Raw genomic sequence first — 20,612 nt, 5'->3', positions numbered from 1 at the left:
TTTTGGGCACCTATATGACATATTCGGAACTTATTAAGGCAACGACGTTAATATCGGTTTGATCATGCATGCCGGGAATGGCAGTTATCACACAGTGGGAAACTGAATACACGCAAGACAGGAACAGGGGCGGCACCGTTTGACAGGATTGCGTCATTCCCGTCTGGCACGCGGCCTTAATGCGCGTGCCCGGCGCAGTGCCGGTTATGTAAGCCTGTTTGCAGCCATGACAGTCTTCGGGTCATGGGTTCCGGCCGCCATGGCGGCCGACCCGCAGGAATACACCACCACCCTGCGCCCGACCGGCAATGCAGACCTTGATGACGCGCTGCGTGCGTCATCGGACCTGCTGTCGCTGCAGAAGACGCAGGCCATCAGCCCCTTCGCGCTGACGGGGCGTATCCATAACGATTATTCCCGCCTGATCAGCGCGCTGGAAAGCTTTGGTTTTTATGCGGGCGGCATCACCATTACCGTGGCCGATTCCGGCGGCAAGTCCGGTGCGCCCGTTGCAGGCAGCCATGACGGGCGCGATCCGGACCTGCCCGAATGGATGCAGTCCATTCCCGAGGGGCACAGGGCACAGGTCACCATCAGCGCCCAGCCCGGCGTGCAGTTCCGTATCGGGGTCGTGACGCTGAATCCCGACAGGGGCGACCCGCCCGTCAAGCTGAATGCGGATGAGGTAAAGGCCTTCGCCATGAAGCCCGGCATGCCCGCGCAGGCCGAAAACGTGCTGGCCGCCGGCGTCACGCTCCAGACCGCCCTGACGGAGGAGGGATACGCACTGGCCAGTGTCAGCAAGCCGCAGGCCTGGCTGCGGCCCGACACGCATACGCTCGACATCGCTTATACCGTCCATCGCGGGCCGGTGGTCAATCTGGGGGCGTTCGACTTCGCGGGGCTGCAGCGCACGCACCCGGCCTATATCGCGCGCAGGCTGACCATCGCACCGGGGGAGCTGTACCAGCCTTCGCGCATTGAACGCGCCCGGCAGGACATTGCCGCCACCGGGCTGTTTGCTGATGTGCAGGTCAACCATGGCGATACGCTTGCCCCCGATGGCTCCATGCCACTTGATTTTGCGTTCCGTGAGGGCAAGCGCCACAGCGTGGGCGCGGAAGGTGGCTATTCCACCGACCTTGGTGGCCGCGCGGGTGTGACATGGACGCATAACAACCTGTTCGGCAATGCCGAGAGGCTGAGGCTGACGGCGCTGATTACCGGGCTTGGCGGCTCGGCGGAGCAGGGGCTGGGCTATGACTTCTATGCCGACCTGCTGAAGCCCGATTTCGGGTCGCGCAACCAGAACATGAGTGCGCGCCTGGAGGGGATCAAACAGGAACTCTATTCCTACCGTCAGACCGCGCTGCTGGCGCGTATCGGCATCATCCGCCGCGTCAACCGTCACTGGAACGTGTCCTTTGGCGGCCAGATCGAGCAGGAACAGATCCAGCAGATGCGTACCAACAACAGCTATTTCATCGCATCCCTGCCGCTTTCGGCCAATTATGACGGCACGGGGGTAGACAACCCCATCACTCCTGCAACCCACGGGGTGCGGCTGGGCGCCAGCATCACGCCATCGGCTTCGCTGACGGACGGTACGTCGTTCTTCGCGATCATGCAGGCGACGGTCTCGACCTATTTCGACCTGAAGGCCCTGGGCCTGTCGCGCCCGGGCCGCAGCGTGCTGGCGTGGCGCGGCACCATTGGCAATGTGGAAGGGGCATCGACCTTCGCCATCCCGCCTGACCAGCGGCTGTATGCCGGTGGCTCCGCCACGGTGCGCGGCTTCCGCTATCAGGGCGTGGGGCCACAGTTCGCCAATACGCGCTATGCCATTGGTGGCACGTCCATGGATGCGGGGTCGTTTGAATACCGTCAGCGCATCATGCAGAAATTCGGCGCTGTCGGCTTTATCGACGCAGGTCAGGTCACGGCGGACCGGACGCCGTTCCAGGGCACGGTGCGCGTGGGTGCTGGTGCCGGAGCACGCTATTATACGCCCATCGGCCCGGTGCGCCTGGATGTGGCCGTGCCGATCAACCGCCCCGCGCGGGGTGACAAGTGGGAACTGTACGTGGGGCTGGGGGAAACGTTCTGATGCCTGAGACGACCATCCCCTCCACACCGCCGCGTGGCACGACCCGGCGCGTCCTGCGCGCGACCGCCTTTGCTGTGGGCATTCCGGTGGGACTGGTGGTGGCGGCGCTGGGCATGGTGCTGGTGGCGGCCAATACCGGTGCGGGCCAGCATGAAATCGAACGGCGCCTGCCGGGGTTGACCGGTGGCAGCGTGCACCTGTCGGGGCTGGGAGGGCGTTTTCCCGATGCGCTGCATGTCCGGCATCTGGAACTGGATGATTATAAAGGCGCGTGGCTGTCGATTGATGACCTGCAACTGGACTGGTCGCCGCTGCGACTGCTGACGCGGCGCGCCGTGATCGGCAACCTGTCCATGGCGCGTCTGTCCATTCCCCGACTGAGCGAGGATGATCCCGCCCATCCGTCAAAGCCGGAAAAGGACACGTCAGGCAGCATCCACATGGCTGTCGATATCCGCGCGGTGCATGTGGCGCGGATTGACGTGGGCGCAGCCATTGCCCGCGTGCCCGCGTCCTTCAGCCTCAATGGCCATGCCAGCCTTGATGACATCGCTCCGGTGCTGGACCATTTTGCCATCGCCACCCTGCCGCCTGCCGATATCGCGCTGGACCTGAAGCGGCTGGACCGGCCCGGGGCGCTTTCGCTGACCACGCGGCTGGATCGCGCCAATGTCGCGCTGGACCTGCGTGCGCATGAGGACGCGCAGGGCTTTGTCGCCACCCTGAGTGGCCTGTCCGCCCTGGCGCCCATGGACCTGTCACTGGGGCTGCATGGCCCGCGTGATGCCAGTCGCCTTGCCCTGTCCGCCACGGCCGGGGCCATTCACCTTCAGGCGGGTGGTCAGGTCGGGCTGGTCACGCACCACATGGCGCTGGATGTATCGGGCAAAAGCGATCCGGTGACGATCAGCGGCGCAAACTGGCAGGGCATAAGCCTTGCCGCCCATATGGGGGGCACGGTGGACCGGCCCACCGGCAATGGCACGCTGGATATTGATCGCCTGACCTATAATGACGCCGGTTTCACCTCCCTGCACATGGTGGCCGAAGGGTTGAGCGCGCAGGCAGGCGGACAGGAGGAGCACGCCGCCCTCCATACCACCGTGACCGGCCTGCGCATTCCGGGCAGCCAGCCTACGCTGTTTGCTTCTGATCCGCTGCGGCTGGATGTGCTGTGGCGTCCCGATGCAACAGGGGGGCCGGTGGACCTGACACTGTCGCATCCGCTGGCGCGGCTGACCGGACGGGTCACGACGGCCCGGCCCATGGCGGCGACCTTCCATGCCGACCTGCCGGACCTTGGCCCGCTGGCGGCGGCGGGCGGCACGCAGCTGCATGGCCATGCCGGGCTGGATGGCAGCATCACCCTGCCCACGGCGCGGCAGGCAGGGCCGTTCGCGCTGGACAGCCATATCGTGCTGGATGGCGGCCTGCCCATGGCGGTCGGCCTGATCGGGGACAGGGGACACCTGAATATCGCGGGCACCATCGGCAGCGGGCCGGGTAAGGGGAATACGGTCACCTTTAGCTCGCTACTGGCGGAAGGGCGGACCCTGCACCTTGATGCGACACCTGCCCGGCTGGTGACGGGGGACCCGATGGAGGTTGATGCCACGGCGCATCTTGCCCTGTCGGACCTGCATGTGCTGGCCCCCACGCTGAAAGGGCAGGCGCAGGCGGACCTGCATGCCACAGGCCCGGTCAATGACCTTGCCGCCAGCCTGAAGATGCAGGCCAGCATGGCGGCCAGCAACACGGCGGCGGGCAACGTGCAGGCCAGCCTGAGCATGCAGCACCTGCCGCAGGTCAGGGAGGGGGCGCTGGATGTATCGGGCACGGTGGACCGCGCGCCCATCCAGATCGCCGCCCGGCTGGACAGCAATGCCGATGAAAGCCGTCATATCCAGCTTTCGCACCTGAACTGGAAAAGCCTGACCGGGCTTGCGGACATGATGCTGCCCAAGGGGCATGTGGTGCCTTCGGGCACGCTGGACCTGCACATGACGCGGCTTGCGGACCTGCGCGATCTTACGGGACAGGACATAAGCGGCCATCTGTCAGCCAGCCTGCACAGCACCAGTGCCACTGCGGACAGTCCTGCCGCCATGAGCGTGAACGTGGATAGCGCGCTGAGTGCCGCCATGGCGCGGGTGGACCGTCTGGTGCTGAAGGGCAGGGTGCAGGATCCGACGGGGGATGCGCCGGTGACCGACCTCGACCTTGTGGTGGATAACGCGCATTTCCGCGATATGGGGGGGCATGCGCATGTCACCGCAAAGGGGCCGTTTGCCGCGCTGAACGTGGTGGCGCAGTCGGGGCTGGATACGCCATGGACGGGGCCTGCCACCATTGACGCAGCGGTGCTGTCCAACATTCCCGCAAGTTCCGTGAACATACGCCGGCTGGAAGCACAGGCCCGGCGCGAGGTCATCCGGCTGGATGCCCCGGCCACCGTGACCTATGGCAAGGAAACCGCGATTGACCACCTGAGGGTCAGCCTGACGCCCCCACGCGGGCAGTCGGGCAGCGTGGAGGTCAGTGGCAGGGTCAGGCCCACGCTGGACCTGCATGCGGTTGTCAGCCGCCTGTCACCCGACCTGCTTGCGCCCTTCGTCCCCACGCTGCATGCGCAGGGAACGCTGTCGGCCGAAGCGCGGCTGACCGGGACACTCGATCGTCCCTCCGGCCGGGTTACGGTGCAGGGGCAGGATCTGAAATACCATACCGACTATACGTCCTCCCTGGCGCCTGCATCAGTGGAGGCCACGGCCAACCTGACAGCGGGCATGGCGCGGGTCGATGCGCAGGTGCGTGCGGGCACGCAGGTGAATCTGGGGCTGCATGGCACGGCCCCGGTCAACAAGGCGGGCCAGATCACGCTGCAGGCGGATGGCAATGTGGACCTTGCGGTGGCCAATGCCTATCTGGGGGCGCAGGGCATGCAGGCGGGTGGCACGCTGCAGATCGGCTTGGGCGTGCGCGGCACCCCACAGCAGCCACGTCTGAATGGCACGCTGAACCTGACCAATGGCGTATTTCATGATTATGGACAGGGCATACAGCTGTCCGCAATGCGTGGCACGGTCAATGCAATGGGGGACCGGCTGGTCATCGCTGACCTGAATGCGCAGGCGGGGAAGGGGACGATCAGTGTCACCGGCAGTTATGGGGTGCTGGAACCCGGTCAGCCGATCGACCTGCATATCCATGCCGACAACGCCCGGCCGCTGGCCAGTGACCTTGTGACCGCGACCATAAACGGTGATCTGGGCATAAAGGGCCAGCTTGCCAGCAGGATCGACGCGACAGGGGGCATCACGCTCAAGCGCGTGGATGTCAATATTCCGGACTCGCTACCGACCTCGGTCGCGCATCTGGATGTGATCCGCCCCGAGGATGCGGCGGTGCAGGAAAAGGTGGTCCATTCCTCCCCGCTGGTGATCGGGCTGGGACTGGACGTGCGATCGCCAGGGCAGTTCTATGTGCGCGGGCACGGGCTGAACACGGAAATGCACGGTAGCATCCATACCGGCGGTACCACTGTCGCACCAGTGGTGACGGGTGGGTTTTCGCTGGTCAAGGGCGGGTTCTCGCTGGGTGGCATCTCGCTTGATTTCAGCAAGGGGCAGGTGGGCTTCAATGGTGTGGGTGTGACCCATGCAATCGACCCTACGCTGGATTTCGTGGCCGAGCGCAGCACGAATGACGGCACGGCCCGGCTGAATGTAGGCGGCTATGCCAGCGCGCCGAAAATCTCGTTTTCCTCCACGCCGCCGCTGTCGCAGGACCAGATCCTGGCCATCCTTCTGTTCGGGTCGGATACGCAGTCGCTTTCGCCCACGCAGATGGCGTCGATCGCGGCCGCCGTTGCGACGCTGAGTGGTGGTTCCGCCTTTGACCCGCTGGGCATGGTGCGCAAGACGCTGCATCTGGACCGGTTGCAGATGAGCAGTTCATCCAACGGATCGGGCAGTAATGACACCGGATCGATCGAGGCGGGGAAATACGTTATGCGCCGTGTCTATGTGGGGGCCAAGCAGGCGACATCGGGTTCGGGTACGCAGGCGCAGGTGCAGGTTGACCTGACCAGGCGGCTGAAGCTGAACACCACGGTGGGCACGGGCGGCAACGTGACCGGTTTCACTACGCCGGAAAATGATCCGGGTAGCAGTATCGGGCTGCTGTACCAGTTCAAGTACTGAATACGCGCTGACCTGTTCGGTGCGGGGAAAATGCATTACGGTCCCGTCATGAATTCTCATGTTACGACCCGTGGTGGCCTGCTGCCCATCATGCTGGCCATTGGCAGCGGCATGCTGGCGATGGGGGTAGCGATGTCGGCCCTGCCGCTGGAACTCCAGTCACGTTTTGCGTCCGGGACTACCATGATCGGTGTGATCATGGGCATCCAGTCCGTCGCCACCGTGCTGTCGCGCCCGAGGGCCGGGCGGATGGCGGACCGGCTTGGTGGACGCAACACGCTGCTATGTGGCCTGCTATGCACGGCTTGTTCCGCGCTTGCCTACAGCTTTGTGCTGGTACCCGTCCTGCCACTGAGCATGCAGCAGGTGATGATCATGGCGGGACGGCTGGCCATGGGACTGGGCGAAGGGCTGATGGTCACGGGCGGGGGCGTCTGGGCCGTGACGACGGTGGGCAGCGCGCGTGCGGGGGCCGCGATGTCATGGGTCGGGCTGGCCATATTTGCCGGTCTGGGCATTGGCACCGCACTGGGGGACGTGATCGAGGCCCATGCCGGTTTTGGCCGCGTGTGCCTTGTCGCCATCGCCCTGCCGACGGCGGGTATGGGGCTGACCCTGTTGCTGCCCGCACCCGTGCGGCCACGTGCGGGCGATCCGGGCAGTGGCATGCGTTGGAAATACCTGATCGGGCATACATGGGCATGGGGGCTGACCCTGGGCCTGTCGGCGGTGGGGTTTGCCGCGATTTCGTCCTTTCTGGTCATTTTTTATGCAGATCGTGGCTGGCATGGCGGGGGCTGGGCGCTAGGGGCGTTTGGCGCGGGGCATGTCATTGCCCGTCTGGTTGGCAGCCGCCATGTGGATCGTGACGATGTCAGGCCGATGGTGGCCGCGATCATGCTGGTGGAGGCATTGGGCCTGTCCCTGATCTGGCTGGCGCCGGGACCGGCATGGGCAGCTGCGGGCAGTTTCCTGACCGGGCTTGGATTTTCGCTGACCTATCCGCTGCTGGCACTACCGGTGCTGCGGCAGGCGCCAGCCGCAGCGGCAGGGTCGGCAATCGGGCTGTTTGATGTCTTCTTTGATATCGCAGCAGGGACAGGCGCGGTGCTGTCCGGTGTACTGGCTGGTGTGGCAGGGCCACGCAGTCCCTTTGCCATGGCCATGCTGGCGGCGGTGGCGGGGTGCGTCGTCATGTTTGTCATCCGCACCCCTGATTCCCGCCAGATTATTGATAAATAATGAAAGTTTCTGGGTTCTGCCTTTTTTTCAGGGCCTGTTGGGAATTATCTTGAATTAATGATTGCGCCAACGAGATAGATCATGGCTTCGAATGATCTGTCTGTTTTTTCGCTGCGCATGGCGATGCGCTTGAACTCCTTGAGCTTGCAGAAGAAGTTCTCAATGAGATGGCGTGCTTTGAACAGGGCCCCATCGAACGGGCGTCTGTCGAGGCGGTTTTTGCGCTGGGGGATGGCCACGCAGGCCCCTTGCGCGCGTATGGCGTCCACGATCCAGTGGACATCGAAAGCCTTGTCAGCAAGAATTCCTTTAAAATCAGCTGGTTCGAGAAGAGGCGCAACGCCGACCGTATCGTAATGCTGGCCGGGGATAAGCGTGAAGCGGACCAGATTACCCAAGGCGTCGGTCATGGCGATGATCTTCGTTGACCACCCCGTTACACTCCGCCCTATCGCCTGGCTTCGGGTCCCCCTTTTGCGCCTTGGCCGTGGCGGTGAACCCGGACCACCGTACCGTCAATCATCGCGTATTCCATATCGGCATCGTCAGAGACAGCGTCAAAAAGCCGTTTGAAAACACCGGCTTTCATCCAGTCACTGTAGCGCGAATAAACCGAGTTCCAATGTCCGAAATACGTCGGCAGGTCCCGCCACGGACTACCGGTCCGGGCGATCCACAGGACCGCCTCGATGAAGAGGCGGTTATCCTTCCCGCTGCGTCCCTGATCCGTCTTCTTGCCAAGGCACAGCGGTTCCATTTTCGCCCATTGGGCATCCGTCAGTATGAAGCGATCCATATGGTCTTTGAAACACATCATGGCCCTTTAGAAAACTCAATTCCCAACAGCCCCCAAAAAGGCGGCGTCCTTTGCAGCTTTTTGAAAAAAAACTGTACCAAAAACGTTTGTTCCCTGAATCAGAACCGCCGGCACAGGGGCCGGCGGCATCGGGTTGGGGGTTCAGGGGAAAAGACGGAGCAATCAGGCCGCCTTCATGACCTCGGTCAGCTTTTCGAGGACTTCGGTCGGTTCCTTGCCTTCCAGTACGGCGACTTCGGCCACGAAGCGTTCCTGTGCCGCCTCGAACAGCTTGCGTTCGCTGAAGCTGCCATCAAGGCTGTCCACGTTGCGGCGCAGGTCACGCAGCACCTCGGCAATCTGCACCAGATCGCCGGAATTGATCTTTTCCTGATAGGCGACCGCGCGGCGCGCCCACATGCCACGGCTGACATGCGGCTTACCCTTGATGATGGCCATCGCCTTGTCCACGATTTCCCTTGATACGATCTTGCGCAGGCCCGACTTGCGCGCCTTGGACAGCGGGATGCGCAGCGTCATCTGGTTGCCGGGAAAGGAGATCTGGATCATTTCCAGCTTGGTGCCCGCGATTTCGTCAACGCCAATCCGGTCAACACGGCCAACGCCATGCGCTGCATAGACGATGGCGTCGCCCTCACGGAATGGATCCTCGTCTTTTACGGCCTTGCTGGACTTTGCTTCGGCTGCCGTGGCAGCTGCGGCCGTCCGTGCCATTGCATCGGTCACAGTGCCCTTCTGGGTGGTTCTGAACATGCTCATGCCATGCATATAGCATAAATCTGGCGTTCTGTCCTGATTCCTTCATATGGCATCGGGCAGGGTGGGCCATCAGGTGCCGCGCGTCACGCCTGTATGCCGCGCACGGGCGTCAGCGGTGGTGGCGCGGGCAGGCCGCAGGACTGCATCAGGTCGATTTCGATCGTGCGTGAAATGGCCAGCATCGGCATGCCATGCGGTGTCGCGCTGAAGGGGTCCTGCAGGTCGTTTCCGATTTTGTCCAGTGCGACGAACAGCAGCCCCACCAGCGATGACCCCAGTGGCGTGATCCATCCCAGCGTCTGAACCATGGACAGCGGCAGGATGATGCAGAACACCACCGCCACCACCTTTGGCAGGACCGAAAACTGGATGGCAAGCGGTGTATTGCGGATACGCTCCAGGCCGCCCTGCGCGTTGCTCATATCCGACAGGATACGGTCGATCTGTCCCTGCAGCGCACCGTCTATGCCCAGCCTGCGTGATTCCGCATCCACCCGCAGCCCGATTTCGAACAGGATGGCGGCAGGGATGTTCACCTTCCCCGCGATGCCCGGTTTCATGGAATCGGGCAGCAGGCGCATGATGTCGTCCGTTGCGTCCAGCCGCCCCAGCGCGCCGCGCAGGGCATAGGGATAGGCCGCCATGGCACGGGCCAGATCGGGGCACCCGCGCAGGATCGTGCCCGCCTGCCGGGCGAAGGACCGGCTGTTGTTGGTGACCGCCCCCCACAGGGTGCGCCCTTCCCACCAGCGGTTGTAAGCGGTGTTGTTGCGGAAGCTCATGAACAGCACCAGCGCCGAGCCGATCAGCGATATGGGCAGGGTCGGCTGTTCCATCCATTCCTGATGGAAGATCTGGAACATCACCACGACCACCACGTCCCACGCGCACAGGAAAACCAGTGACAGCGCGCTTTCGCGAAGCAGGATCCACAAACCAATTCTGCGATCAATGACCATGCAAGCATCCCGGTATGTCTGGAGAAAATCCGGGGATCCGTCACCGGGTCCCCCCTGCCGCTTATCACATTGGAGCGTGGTTGCGGGACCATGCATGGGCGGGTGGCATGTTTTGTCACTGAAAATATCGTCAGGTTCCGCATGGCTGCATGACATTGACGCCGGTGCCGATGATGCCCTTAATCGTTACGTAACAGGGGCGCGCCCATGGGGACGCCCGCGCATTGAAGGAAAGACCGGGTTCATGGACGTAAGGGCAGCCGTTGCTTTCGAGGCAGGCAAACCACTTGAAATCGAGACCGTGCAGCTTGAAGGCCCGCGCGCGGGTGAGGTACTGGTCGAGATCAAGGCCACCGGGCTGTGCCATACTGACAAGTTCACCCTGTCGGGTGCAGACCCGGAGGGGCTGTTTCCCGCCATCCTCGGCCATGAAGGGGCCGGTGTGGTGGTGGAAGTTGGCGCGGGTGTGAAACATCTTAGGCCCGGCGACCATGTCATCCCGCTCTACACCCCCGAATGCCGGGAATGTAAGTCCTGCCTGTCGCGCAAGACCAACCTGTGCACGGCCATCCGATCGACACAGGGCAAGGGGCTGATGCCCGATGGCACGTCGCGCTTTTCATTCAGGGGACAGCCGATCCATCATTACATGGGCTGTTCCACTTTCGCCAACTATACCGTGCTGCCCGAAATCGCGCTGGCCAGGATCCGGTCGGATGCCCCGTTTGACAAGGTATTCTATATCGGCTGCGGGGTAACCACCGGAATCGGTGCCGTGCTGTTCACCGCCAAGGTCGAGACCGGCAGTACGGTTGCCGTGTTCGGCCTGGGCGGGATCGGGCTGAATGTCATTCAGGGGGCGAAAATGGTGGGCGCCGAACGGATCATCGGCATTGACATCAACCCTGAACGTGAGGCCATTGCCCGCAAATTCGGCATGACCGATTTCATCAACCCCAGGGACCTTGGTCCCAACGGCGATCTGGTTGGCCATATTGTGGAACTGACCGGCGGCGGCGTGGACTATTCCTTTGAATGCGTCGGCAACCCCACACTCATGCGGCAGGCGCTGGAATGCGCGCATCGTGGGTGGGGTGTTTCCACCATCATCGGGGTCGCGGGTGCCGGTCAGGAAATCAGCACGCGGCCGTTCCAGCTTGTGACCGGGCGGCGGTGGATCGGATCCGCCTTTGGTGGCGCGCGCGGACGCACTGACGTGCCGCGCATCGTGGACTGGTTCATGGAAAACCGCATCGATATCGACAGCCTGATCACCCACAAGCTGCCGCTGGAGCGCATCAACGAAGGGTTCGATATGATGGCGAAGGGTGAAAGCATCCGCACGGTTGTCGAGTTCTGACGCATGGGCGCGATCACGACGCTTGAGGAACATGCAAGCTGTGGCGGGCGGGTCGGGTTTTATAGCCATCCGTCTGAAAGCCTTGGGCTGGAGGCGCGTTTTGGCGTGTTCCTGCCCGAACGTGCGCTGGCGGGTGAACGCGTGCCCGTCATCCATGTGCTGGCCGGCCTGACCTGCACGCAGGAAACCTTTCTGATCAAGTCCAATGCCGTGCGTTTCGCAGCCCGGCACGGCATCGCTCTGGTAGCTCCCGATACCTCGCCACGGGGGGCGGGTGTTGCGGGGGAGGATGATGCCTATGATCTTGGCACGGGGGCGGGCTTCTACCTTGATGCCACGACGTCCGCATGGCGGCAGCATTATCGCATGGGCACCTATGTCAGCCATGAACTGCCCGAACTGACGCAGGGCGTGTTTGCTATTGATGGCACGCGGCGTGGCATCATGGGGCATTCCATGGGCGGGCATGGCGCGCTGGTCCATGCCTTGCGTGCGCCGGACGTATGGAAATCGGTTTCGGCTTTTGCCCCGATCTGCCATCCTGCCATCGTGCCATGGGGGGAAAAGGCGTTCGCCACCTATCTCGGTCCCGATCGCGCCACATGGGCGCGGCATGATGCGACCCTGCTGCTGGAAGCGGGGCATACCCATCCCACCGAAATTCTGGTGGACCAGGGGGAAGCCGATCAGTTCCTGCATGACCAGCTCAAACCCGAACTGCTGGCGGCGGCAGCCGGTGCGGCAGGACAGGGGTTACGCCTGCGCGTGCATCCGCGCTACGACCATTCCTACTGGTTTGTCCAGTCGTTCATTGCCGATCATATCGACCATCACGCTGCCATCCTGAACGCGGCGTGATCCCCTGTCCGGGGAGCAGCGGACCCGGTGTGCCGGTGCATGGGTATATGCACCGGCCGCCCTGTTTTCGTGCGGGTCGGGCATGGCCGCGCATGTTGAAAACAACGTGCTGATAAACAATAAAAGTTTTTGGTAAAGCTTTTTTCAGGAAGCTTCAGAAAACGCCGTCTTCCTGAAAAAGCACCCTTTGCCGAATATGTCGCAGGCAGAAAATGATCGCCCTCATGCCGTTCACGGGGCATCATGATTGCCAGTGTGCCGTCAGTCACCAATCAGGTGCAGCACGATTTCCCGCCGGTGTGGGCGTGCACGGTGTTCAAACAGGTACAGTCCCTGCCACATGCCCAGAACCGGCCGTCCATCCGCCACGGGGATGGAAAGCTGGGTATTGGTCAGCATGGCGCGCAAATGGGCTGGCATGTCGTCCGGCCCTTCATCATCATGGATGTAACGTCCCGGCTGTTCGGGCACGAGGGTTTCGAAATACCGTTCGATATCCGTGCGCACCGTAGGGTCAGCATTTTCTTGCACCACCAGCGATGCGGAGGTATGGCGGCACCATAGCGTCAGCAGGCCGGTTTCGATCCCGCTCTGCTCCACCCAGTCCAGAACCGGCCGGTCGATCGGAACCAGTCCCTTGCCCCGGGTCATAATTTGCAGGCTGTGCAGTTCCTGCCGCATGGTACCACCTGTCGTGCCTACTTCAGGAAGCCGATCAGGGATTCTGCTTCCGATACAATCGGCTCGGCAATGGCGCGCGCCCGGTCCGCACCATCGCGCAGCGTGTCACACAAAAAGCCGGGTTCCTTCAGCAGGCGTCCGGTTTCCGTCGCAATGGGGTCGATCGCGGCTACCACCACGTCACTCAGCGCGGTCTTGAATGGACCGAAACCCTGACCGCCAAACTGCGTCAGCACGTCGGCGACCGTCCGGCCGGACAGCGTGGCGTAGATGGTGACAAGGTTGCGGGCCTCGGGCCGGTTTTCAAGACCTGCTTCCTCGGACGGCAGGGGTTCGGAATCGGTCTTGGCGCGCTTGATCTTGTTGGCAATGGCGTCAGCATCATCCGTCATCTCGATCCGGCTCTGGGCGGAGGGATCGGATTTGGACATTTTCTTGGTGCCGTCACGCAGGCTCATGACGCGCGCACCCTGCGGCGGGATCAGGGCCTCGACCTGCGGGAAAAATTCGGTCCCGTAATCATGGTTGAATTTCTGGGCAATGTCGTTGGTCAGTTCAAGATGCTGCTTCTGGTCATCACCCACCGGCACGACCGTGGCTTTGTACGCCATGATGTCGGCGGCCATGAGGTCAGGATAGACATACAGGCCGGCGGAATGCTTTTCACGGTCCTTGCCGGCCTTGTCCTTGAACTGCGTCATGCGGTTGAGCCAGCCGATACGCGCGACACAGTTGAAAATCCATCCCAGCCGCGCATGGGCGCTGACGGCGGACTGGTTGAACAGGATATGTTTCTGTACATCGACGCCCGACGCCAGCAGGACCGCTGTCTGCGCCAGGGTCTGCTGGCGCAGCACCGCAGGGTCCTGCCATGTGGTGATGGCGTGCATGTCCACCAGGCAGAAGATACATTCATGATCACGCTGCAGCGCAACCCAGTTGCGTATTGCACCAAGGTAATTGCCAAGCTGCGGGATACCGGTCGGCTGGATGCCGGAAAATAGGCGTTGCATGAAGGTATTTTCCGTTTTTTTGCCCGTGCAGGTCAAGGTGCCGGGTTGTCAGGGCAGGGGGTGAATGGCGTCAAGGCGGCGGCGTTCTTCCGCCACCATGGTGGTGGTCAGGGGGCGGGCGCGTTCGGCTGCCACTTCTTCAGGCGTGAATACCGGGATGGGGCGGGTGTCGCCGCGTGTGGCCAGATAACTGAGGATGGAGGCGATTTCCACATCCGACAGGTGGGCGCGGAACGGCGGCATGGAGAAGTTGTAGCGCACGCCATCAATCTGCAGCGGGCCATTCAGCCCGTTCAGCAGCACGTGCATGAGGTACTGCTTGCCTTCCGGCGTTGCGGCGATCCTGTCCACCCGGCCGGATACGGGCGGGATCTCGCCCTTCATCCCTTCGCCGCCATGATGGCAGATGCCGCAATTGGTGCGGTAACGTGCATAGCCTTCCTGCCCATGGCGCGTGCAGGCCGTCAGCAGCATCATGGTGGCCACCATGCAGCCCCCACGCAGTACGGACGCCATGCGCCCGGTCCCAATACCCATGTCGGTTGTCCGGTTTCCTGTCCCGCTATGTCATGAAAAAAGGGCCATTCCCCCAACCGGGAGAATGGCCCTGCATGCCTTAATGGCCGCCGGGGGAGACGCCAAGAAGCTGTATCTTGAAGATCAGCGGGCTGTCAGGCTGGATGATGCCCATGGATTTGTGCCCGTAACCCAGCTCTGGCGGCACGTACAGCATCCATGTATCACCCACATGCATCATGGGCACGGCTTCCTGCCAGCCCTTGATGACCATTTCCAGCGGCATCTGCATATACGCGCCATGCCCGTGCTGGTCGGAACTGTCGAAAATGCCGCCATCAGGCAGGCGGCCTTCGTATATGACCATCACGCTGTCATTGATGGTGGGCTGCGCGCCATCCTTCGGCCCGGATTTCAGGACCTTGTAGGCCAGCCCGTCCGGCAGGGTCTTGACGCCGGGCTGCTTGCGCACGTTGTCCATGAACTGTGCCGGGGTCAGTTCCGGCTGGTCATCCTGCTTGCCCCCGCATGCCGCAAGCGGCAGCGCCACCGCTGTAGCAAGGAGAAGGGGAATGACACGGGAAAAGCGTTTCATGACACCTCGGCAGGTTGTTGGAATGAACACGAAGGATCGGGTGGATGCTTACAGCGCGCCACCACGGCGGCCAATCTTGGCCCCCAGGCGCAGGCGCAGCGCGTTCAGGTTGATGAAGCCCTGCGCGTCGGCCTGGTTGTATGCGCCCTCGTCATCCTCGAAGGTGACGACACGGGTGTCATACAGGCTGTTGGGGCTTTCACGGCCCACGCAGATCACGTTGCCCTTGTACAGCTTCAGCCGCACACGACCGGTCACGGAATGCTGGCTCTGGTCAATCAGGGCCTGCAGCATGCGACGCTCGGGGGAAAACCACAGCCCGTTATAGATGATTTCGGCATAGCGCGGCATCAGGCTGTCCTTAAGGTGCATGGCCTCGCGGTCAAGCGTGATGCTTTCGATGCTGCGGTGCGCGGTCAGCAGGATCGTGCCGCCCGGGGTTTCGTAAATGCCGCGCGACTTCATGCCGACAAAGCGGTTTTCCACCAGGTCCAGACGACCGATGCCGTTGTCACGGCCCAGTTCGTTCAGGCGCGTCAGCAGCGTAGCGGGCGACATGGCCACGCCATTGATCGCCACCGGGTCGCCCGAGACGAAATCGATGGTGATTTCGGTGGCCTTGTCGGGGGCCGCTTCGGGGGAAATGGTGCGCTGGAACACGATTTCCTCAGGGCCGACCGCAGGATCTTCCAGCAGCTTGCCTTCGGAAGAGGAGTGCAGCAGGTTCGCATCCACCGAGAACGGTGCTTCCCCGCGCTTGTCCTTCGCGATGGGGATCTGGTGTTCCTCGGCAAAGGCCAGCAGGCGCGTGCGCGATGTCAGATCCCACTCACGCCACGGCGCGATTACGGTGATGTCGGGCTTGAGCGCATAATAGGCCAGTTCGAAACGGACCTGATCGTTGCCCTTGCCGGTCGCGCCATGGGCGACAGCGTCGGCGCCGACCTGTTCAGCGATCTCGATCTGGCGCTGGGCGATCAGCGGACGCGCGATGGACGTGCCCAGCAGGTACTGTCCCTCATACAGCGCGTTGGCGCGGAACATGGGGAATACGAAATCCTTGACGAAGGTTTCGCGCAGGTCCTCGACAAAGATTTCCTTCACGCCAAACATTTCGGCCTTGCGGCGGGCAGGTTCCAGTTCCTCGCCCTGGCCAAGGTCGGCCGTGAACGTCACGACTTCGCAGTTGTAGGTGGTCTGCAACCAGCGCAGAATCACGGAAGTATCAAGACCGCCCGAATATGCGAGAACGACCTTTTTGACATCCCTGGCGGCCATGGGAGAACGCTCCTGTCGAGAAAACTTTGGACAACATTTTGCCGGGTGAACCGGCGGCATGTCCTCCTAGCATCCCACGGCGCGGGCGACCAGAAGATAAGGCCGGATTTTTACGCCCCGGCAGCGCCCGGCGTGGTGTCCGGCCGTCCCGCGCGGCGCAGGCGCTGGCTTTCGGTGCGCAGCTGGCCGCACGCGGCCAGAATGTCGCGCCCGCGTGGCATGCGGATGGGCGAGGCGAAGCCCGCATCCATCACGATGTTTGCAAAGCGTTCCAGCTGCTCACGCGTTGATGGCCGGTAGCTGCTGCCCGGCCATGGGTTGAACGGGATCAGGTTGACCTTGGCCGGAATGCCCGAAATCAGACGCACCAGTTCGCGGGCATCGGCCTCGCTGTCATTGATGCCACGCAGCATGATGTATTCGAACGTGATGCGCCGGGCATTGCTGGCAGCGGGATAGCGGCGGCAGGCGGCGATGACCTCCCTGATCGGGTATTTACGGTTCAGCGGCACGATTTCGTCGCGCAGGTCATCGCGCACGGCGTGCAGCGATACGGCCAGATTGATGCCCAGTTCCGCACCACACTGGTCCATCATCGGCACCACGCCGGACGTGGACAGCGTGATGCGCCGGCGCGACAGGCCAATGCCCTCGCCATCCATGATGATGCGCATGGCCTTGGCCACGTTGTCGTAATTGTACAGCGGCTCGCCCATGCCCATCAGCACGATGGTGGATAGCAGGCGCGGCGTATCACCTTTCGGACTGGGCCATTCGCCATAGCTGTCGCGGGCAGCCATGAACTGCCCCACGATTTCCGCAGCCCCCAGATTGCGTACCAGCGCCTGCGTGCCGGTATGGCAGAAAGTGCATGACAGCGTGCAGCCCACCTGCGATGAAATGCATACCGCCCCGCGATCTTCCTGCCGGTCGGGGATATACACGGTCTCGGCTTCCTGCCCGTCGCGGAAACGGAACAGGAATTTACGCGTGGAATCCTGTGATGTCTGCTCTGTCACCACGCCGGGACGACCGACAATGAAGCGTTCGGCCAGCTTTTCCTGCAACGGGCGGGCAATGGAACTCATGCGCGAAAAATCGGTGGCGCCCTGATGATAGATCCAGTGCCACAACTGCTTGGTGCGGAATGGCTTTTCGCCAATTTCCACCATGATGTCCGTCAGTTCCTCACGCGACAGGCCCACAAGGTCGCGCCTGCCATCGGGCAGGGCGGCGGCAGGTGGCGCGAACTGCGCGGATTTCGCACGGATGCGCGTGCGTTCCTCGTCATTCAGAAGCGAGGCCGCCGTCCCGTCGCGTGACCGGGAAGGTGAGATTACGGGGGCTGCGGACATACCGGTGCTGCCTATGTTCGTCGTGTCATTTGTGAAGGGAATGGGCGTTTCTGCCGCTCTTTTCCGTCTGTGTAGCACAGGCGGGGCAGGGGATGCGACTGCCGATCAGCCGTCCCTGCGGGCTGCGATCAGGAATTCCCGGTTGCCTTCCGGCCCGGTGATCGGGCTGGGGTCGATGCCCAGCACGGTCCAGCCCGGCAGGCCCGACCACCATTCATGGATCATCTGGCACACGGATTCATGCACGGCCGGGTCGCGCACGACGCCCTTGGCTCCCACGGCGTCACGTCCGGCCTCGAACTGCGGTTTTATCAGCGCAATGGCCCATGCACCCGGCACGCACAGATCCAGCCCCGCGGGCAGGACTGTGCGCAGGCCGATGAAGCTGGCGTCACATACCAGCGCCTGTATGGGATCAGGGATGATGGAAGTGTCCAGCGCGCGGGCATTACACTTTTCCAGCACGACAACCTGTTCGGTATTGCTGCGCAGTTTCCATGCCAGTTGTCCATGGCCGACATCAACGGCATAGACCTTTGCCGCACCTTCATGCAGCAGAACATCGGTAAAGCCGCCGGTTGACGCGCCAACATCCAGACAGGTCAGGCCCGCGGGCGACAGGTCGAAATGCGCCAGCCCGTGCGCCAGCTTGATCCCGCCGCGTGATACCCACGGATGGTCCTGCCCCTTCAGGGTCAGGGGCGTGTCCTCGGCAATCTGTTCCCCGGCCTTGTCAATGCGGCGGTCGGGCGTGTGGACCAGACCGGCCATGATAAGCGCCTGCGCACGGGTACGGCTTTCCACCAGTCCCCGGTCCACCAGCATCTGATCGACGCGACGTTTTGCCATGCGCAGGTGCCCGTTTTTCGTGGTTGCGTCAGGCCATCTGGCGCGAATGCGGCACGCCAAGGGCGGACAGCGCGGTGGCGACAATGGCGGGCGCATCCAGCCCGGCCTCATGATACTGTGCGGCCTGGGTGTTGTGATCGATGAAGCGGTCGGGCAGGGTCATGGGGCGGAAGCGCACGCGGTCCAGCAGGCCGGTTCGGGCCAGATGGGTCATGACAAAGCTTGCGAATCCGCCAACCGATCCTTCCTCGACCGTGATCAGCACGGCGTGGTTGCGCGCGAGCTGCTCGATCAGTGCGGTGTCGATCGGCTTGGCGAAGCGGGCGTCGGCCACGGTGGGGGACAGGCCCTGGGCTGCCAGCATGTCGGCGGCCTTCAGCGCATCGGCCAGCCTCGGCCCAAGCGACAGGATGGCGATGCCGCCCTGTTCCGGCCCGGACTGGCGGGTCATTTCGCGCACGATTCGCCCACGCCCGATTTCAAGGATCTGGCCGGCTTCCGGCAGTTCCAGCCCGAGCCCCGGGCCACGCGGGTAACGCAGGCCAAGCGGGCCTTCGTCAAATGCGATGGCGGTCGCGGTCATGTGCTGCAGTTCCAGCTCGGTGCTGGGCGCCATCAGCGTGATGCCCGGCAGGCAGCCAAGGTAGGCGATGTCGAACGAACCCGCATGCGTCGCACCATCGGCCCCCACCAGCCCCGCGCGATCGATGGCGAAGCGCACCGGCAGCTTCTGCAGCACCACGTCATGCATCACCTGGTCATAGGCGCGCTGCAGGAAGGAGGAATAGATGGCGCAGAACGGGCGCAGCCCCTCGGTCGCCATGCCGGCGGCAAACGTCACGGCATGCTGTTCGGCAATGCCCACGTCAAAGAAGCGGTCGGGATAGAGCCTGGCGAACTTGTCCAGCCCCGTGCCCGAGGGCATGGCGGCGGTAATCGTGACGATCCTGTCGTCGGTCGCGGCCTGACGGACCAGTTCCTTCGAAAAGACCGAAGTGTAGCTGGGCGGGCCGGACGGGCCCTTCTTCTGCTCACCGGTCACGACATTGAATTTCGAGACCGCGTGATACTTGTCACCCGCCGATTCGGCCGGGCTGTAGCCATGGCCCTTTTCGGTAATCACATGCAGCAGCACGGGGCCGACATCCTCGGCGTCGCGCAGGTTGCGCAGGATGTGGACCAGCTGGTTCATGTCATGGCCGTCAACGGGGCCGACATAATAGAAGCCCAGTTCCTCGAACAGCGTGCCGCCGGTCATGATGCCGCGCGCGTATTCATCCGCCTTCTTCGCCGTGCGTTCCAGGCGGCCGGGCAGGCGCTTGGCCATCTTGGCGGCGAGTTCGCGTAAGGACAGGAACTTGCGCGAGGACATGAGGCGCGAGAGGTAGTTCGACATCGCGCCCACGGGGGGCGCGATCGACATTTCGTTATCGTTCAGCACCACGATCAGGCGTTCGGCGCCCGGGCCGCAATGCGACGCATTGTTCATGGCCTCGTACGCCATGCCCGCCGAGATCGAGCCATCGCCGATCACCGCGATCACGTTGCGCTCGCGGTAGGAAGGATCTTCCTCCGCGCGCAGGTGATGGGCGACGGCCATGCCGAGGCCGGCGGAAATGGAGGTCGAGGAGTGCGCCGCGCCAAACGGGTCGTATTCGCTCTCGCTACGCCGCGTAAAGCCCGAAAGGCCGCCCGGCTGGCGCAGGGTGCGGATACGGTCGCGCCGCCCGGTCAGGATCTTGTGCGGATAGGCCTGGTGGCCCACGTCCCAGATCACTCGGTCATCGGGTGTGTCGAACACGGCATGGAGCGCGACGGTCAGTTCAACCACGCCCAGCGACGCGCCAAGGTGCCCGCCGGTGGTGGACACGGCATCGATCGTCTCGGACCGCAGTTCATCCGCCAGCTGCTTCAGCTGCTCCACCGAAAGGTTGCGCATGTCATGCGGCGCGCGCACCCGGTCAAGCTGGGGGTAACGCCCAAGGGTCGGAATCGCGGCCGGGGTCTTGGTGTCGGTCATG

The 20,612-nt window shown here is 63.0% G+C and carries 16 protein-coding genes; 5 read left to right on the top strand and 11 right to left on the bottom strand.

Annotated elements, in window-relative coordinates:
- Nucleotides 1-148: 148 nt before the first annotated feature.
- Genes ACE2AA_RS05510 through ACE2AA_RS05500 form a run of 3 tightly spaced genes read left to right on the top strand, consistent with a single transcriptional unit; the run spans nucleotide 149 to nucleotide 7,551 of the window.
- Nucleotides 149-2,107, top strand: a complete 1,959-nt coding sequence (locus tag ACE2AA_RS05510; RefSeq protein ID WP_395372139.1) for an autotransporter assembly complex family protein — start codon at nucleotides 149-151, stop codon at nucleotides 2,105-2,107.
- A complete protein-coding gene (locus ACE2AA_RS05505) occupies nucleotides 2,107-6,309 on the top strand; it encodes a translocation/assembly module TamB domain-containing protein (RefSeq protein ID WP_395371602.1) in 4,203 nt (1,400 codons plus the stop codon). Before ACE2AA_RS05510 ends, ACE2AA_RS05505 begins: the two co-directional genes overlap by 1 nt.
- Nucleotides 6,310-6,357: 48 nt before the next feature.
- Nucleotides 6,358-7,551: an MFS transporter gene (locus ACE2AA_RS05500; protein ID WP_227002379.1), complete on the top strand. Its 1,194-nt coding sequence runs from the start codon at nucleotides 6,358-6,360 to the stop codon at nucleotides 7,549-7,551.
- Nucleotides 7,552-7,595: 44 nt separating this feature from the next.
- On the opposite strand, the gene ACE2AA_RS05495 is transcribed toward ACE2AA_RS05500, so the two are convergent.
- The 3 genes from ACE2AA_RS05495 to ACE2AA_RS05485 all read right to left on the bottom strand — a co-directional run bounded on the left by ACE2AA_RS05495 (nucleotide 7,596) and on the right by ACE2AA_RS05485 (nucleotide 10,086).
- A protein-coding gene (locus ACE2AA_RS05495) for an IS5 family transposase (RefSeq protein ID WP_395372138.1) occupies nucleotides 7,596-8,347 on the bottom strand; the annotation gives its coding sequence in 2 pieces (ribosomal slippage) (nucleotides 7,596-8,017 and nucleotides 8,017-8,347; 753 coding nt in all).
- 183 nt (nucleotides 8,348-8,530) lie between these two features.
- Nucleotides 8,531-9,127, bottom strand: coding sequence for a CarD family transcriptional regulator (locus ACE2AA_RS05490; protein WP_026018640.1), 597 nt, complete (start codon nucleotides 9,125-9,127; stop codon nucleotides 8,531-8,533).
- Nucleotides 9,128-9,210: 83 nt separating this feature from the next.
- A complete protein-coding gene (locus ACE2AA_RS05485) occupies nucleotides 9,211-10,086 on the bottom strand; it encodes a bestrophin family protein (protein ID WP_162851923.1) in 876 nt (291 codons plus the stop codon).
- A 244-nt stretch (nucleotides 10,087-10,330) separates the two neighbouring features.
- Between ACE2AA_RS05485 and ACE2AA_RS05480 the strand changes: the two genes are divergently transcribed.
- Nucleotides 10,331-11,446: an S-(hydroxymethyl)glutathione dehydrogenase/class III alcohol dehydrogenase gene (locus ACE2AA_RS05480; protein WP_141260238.1), complete on the top strand. Its 1,116-nt coding sequence runs from the start codon at nucleotides 10,331-10,333 to the stop codon at nucleotides 11,444-11,446.
- A gap of 3 nt (nucleotides 11,447-11,449) precedes the next feature.
- Nucleotides 11,450-12,304: an S-formylglutathione hydrolase gene (gene fghA / locus ACE2AA_RS05475; RefSeq protein WP_395371599.1), complete on the top strand. Its 855-nt coding sequence runs from the start codon at nucleotides 11,450-11,452 to the stop codon at nucleotides 12,302-12,304.
- Between the two features lie 261 nt (nucleotides 12,305-12,565).
- Here the strand turns inward: fghA and ACE2AA_RS05470 are convergent, their stop codons facing one another.
- The 8 genes from ACE2AA_RS05470 to dxs form a co-directional block, all read right to left on the bottom strand.
- Complete coding sequence (locus ACE2AA_RS05470; RefSeq protein ID WP_395371597.1) at nucleotides 12,566-12,985, bottom strand: secondary thiamine-phosphate synthase enzyme YjbQ; 420 nt, start codon at nucleotides 12,983-12,985, stop codon at nucleotides 12,566-12,568.
- Between the two features lie 17 nt (nucleotides 12,986-13,002).
- A complete protein-coding gene (gene trpS, locus ACE2AA_RS05465; RefSeq protein WP_141300135.1) occupies nucleotides 13,003-13,998 on the bottom strand; it encodes a tryptophan--tRNA ligase in 996 nt (331 codons plus the stop codon).
- Between the two features lie 48 nt (nucleotides 13,999-14,046).
- A complete protein-coding gene (locus tag ACE2AA_RS05460) occupies nucleotides 14,047-14,535 on the bottom strand; it encodes a cytochrome c (protein ID WP_141260231.1) in 489 nt (162 codons plus the stop codon).
- Between the two features lie 79 nt (nucleotides 14,536-14,614).
- Nucleotides 14,615-15,109 carry an FKBP-type peptidyl-prolyl cis-trans isomerase gene (locus tag ACE2AA_RS05455; protein ID WP_141260230.1) on the bottom strand — a complete coding sequence of 165 codons (495 nt, stop codon included), beginning with the start codon at nucleotides 15,107-15,109 and terminating at the stop codon, nucleotides 14,615-14,617.
- 48 nt (nucleotides 15,110-15,157) lie between these two features.
- Nucleotides 15,158-16,387, bottom strand: coding sequence for an argininosuccinate synthase (locus ACE2AA_RS05450; RefSeq protein ID WP_007400432.1), 1,230 nt, complete (start codon nucleotides 16,385-16,387; stop codon nucleotides 15,158-15,160).
- Between the two features lie 110 nt (nucleotides 16,388-16,497).
- A complete protein-coding gene (gene rlmN / locus ACE2AA_RS05445) occupies nucleotides 16,498-17,742 on the bottom strand; it encodes a 23S rRNA (adenine(2503)-C(2))-methyltransferase RlmN (RefSeq protein WP_141260228.1) in 1,245 nt (414 codons plus the stop codon).
- A gap of 105 nt (nucleotides 17,743-17,847) precedes the next feature.
- Nucleotides 17,848-18,591 carry a TlyA family RNA methyltransferase gene (locus tag ACE2AA_RS05440; protein WP_141260227.1) on the bottom strand — a complete coding sequence of 248 codons (744 nt, stop codon included), beginning with the start codon at nucleotides 18,589-18,591 and terminating at the stop codon, nucleotides 17,848-17,850.
- A gap of 28 nt (nucleotides 18,592-18,619) precedes the next feature.
- A complete protein-coding gene (dxs, locus tag ACE2AA_RS05435) occupies nucleotides 18,620-20,611 on the bottom strand; it encodes a 1-deoxy-D-xylulose-5-phosphate synthase (protein ID WP_395371594.1) in 1,992 nt (663 codons plus the stop codon).
- Nucleotide 20,612: the final 1 nt, after the last annotated feature.

Origin of the sequence: Komagataeibacter diospyri (assembly GCF_043995075.1) — a bacterium.
GTDB lineage: Bacteria > Pseudomonadota > Alphaproteobacteria > Acetobacterales > Acetobacteraceae > Komagataeibacter > Komagataeibacter diospyri.
Note: the sequence above shows the minus strand (reverse complement) of the source record. Positions and strands in the feature narration are given on the sequence as shown.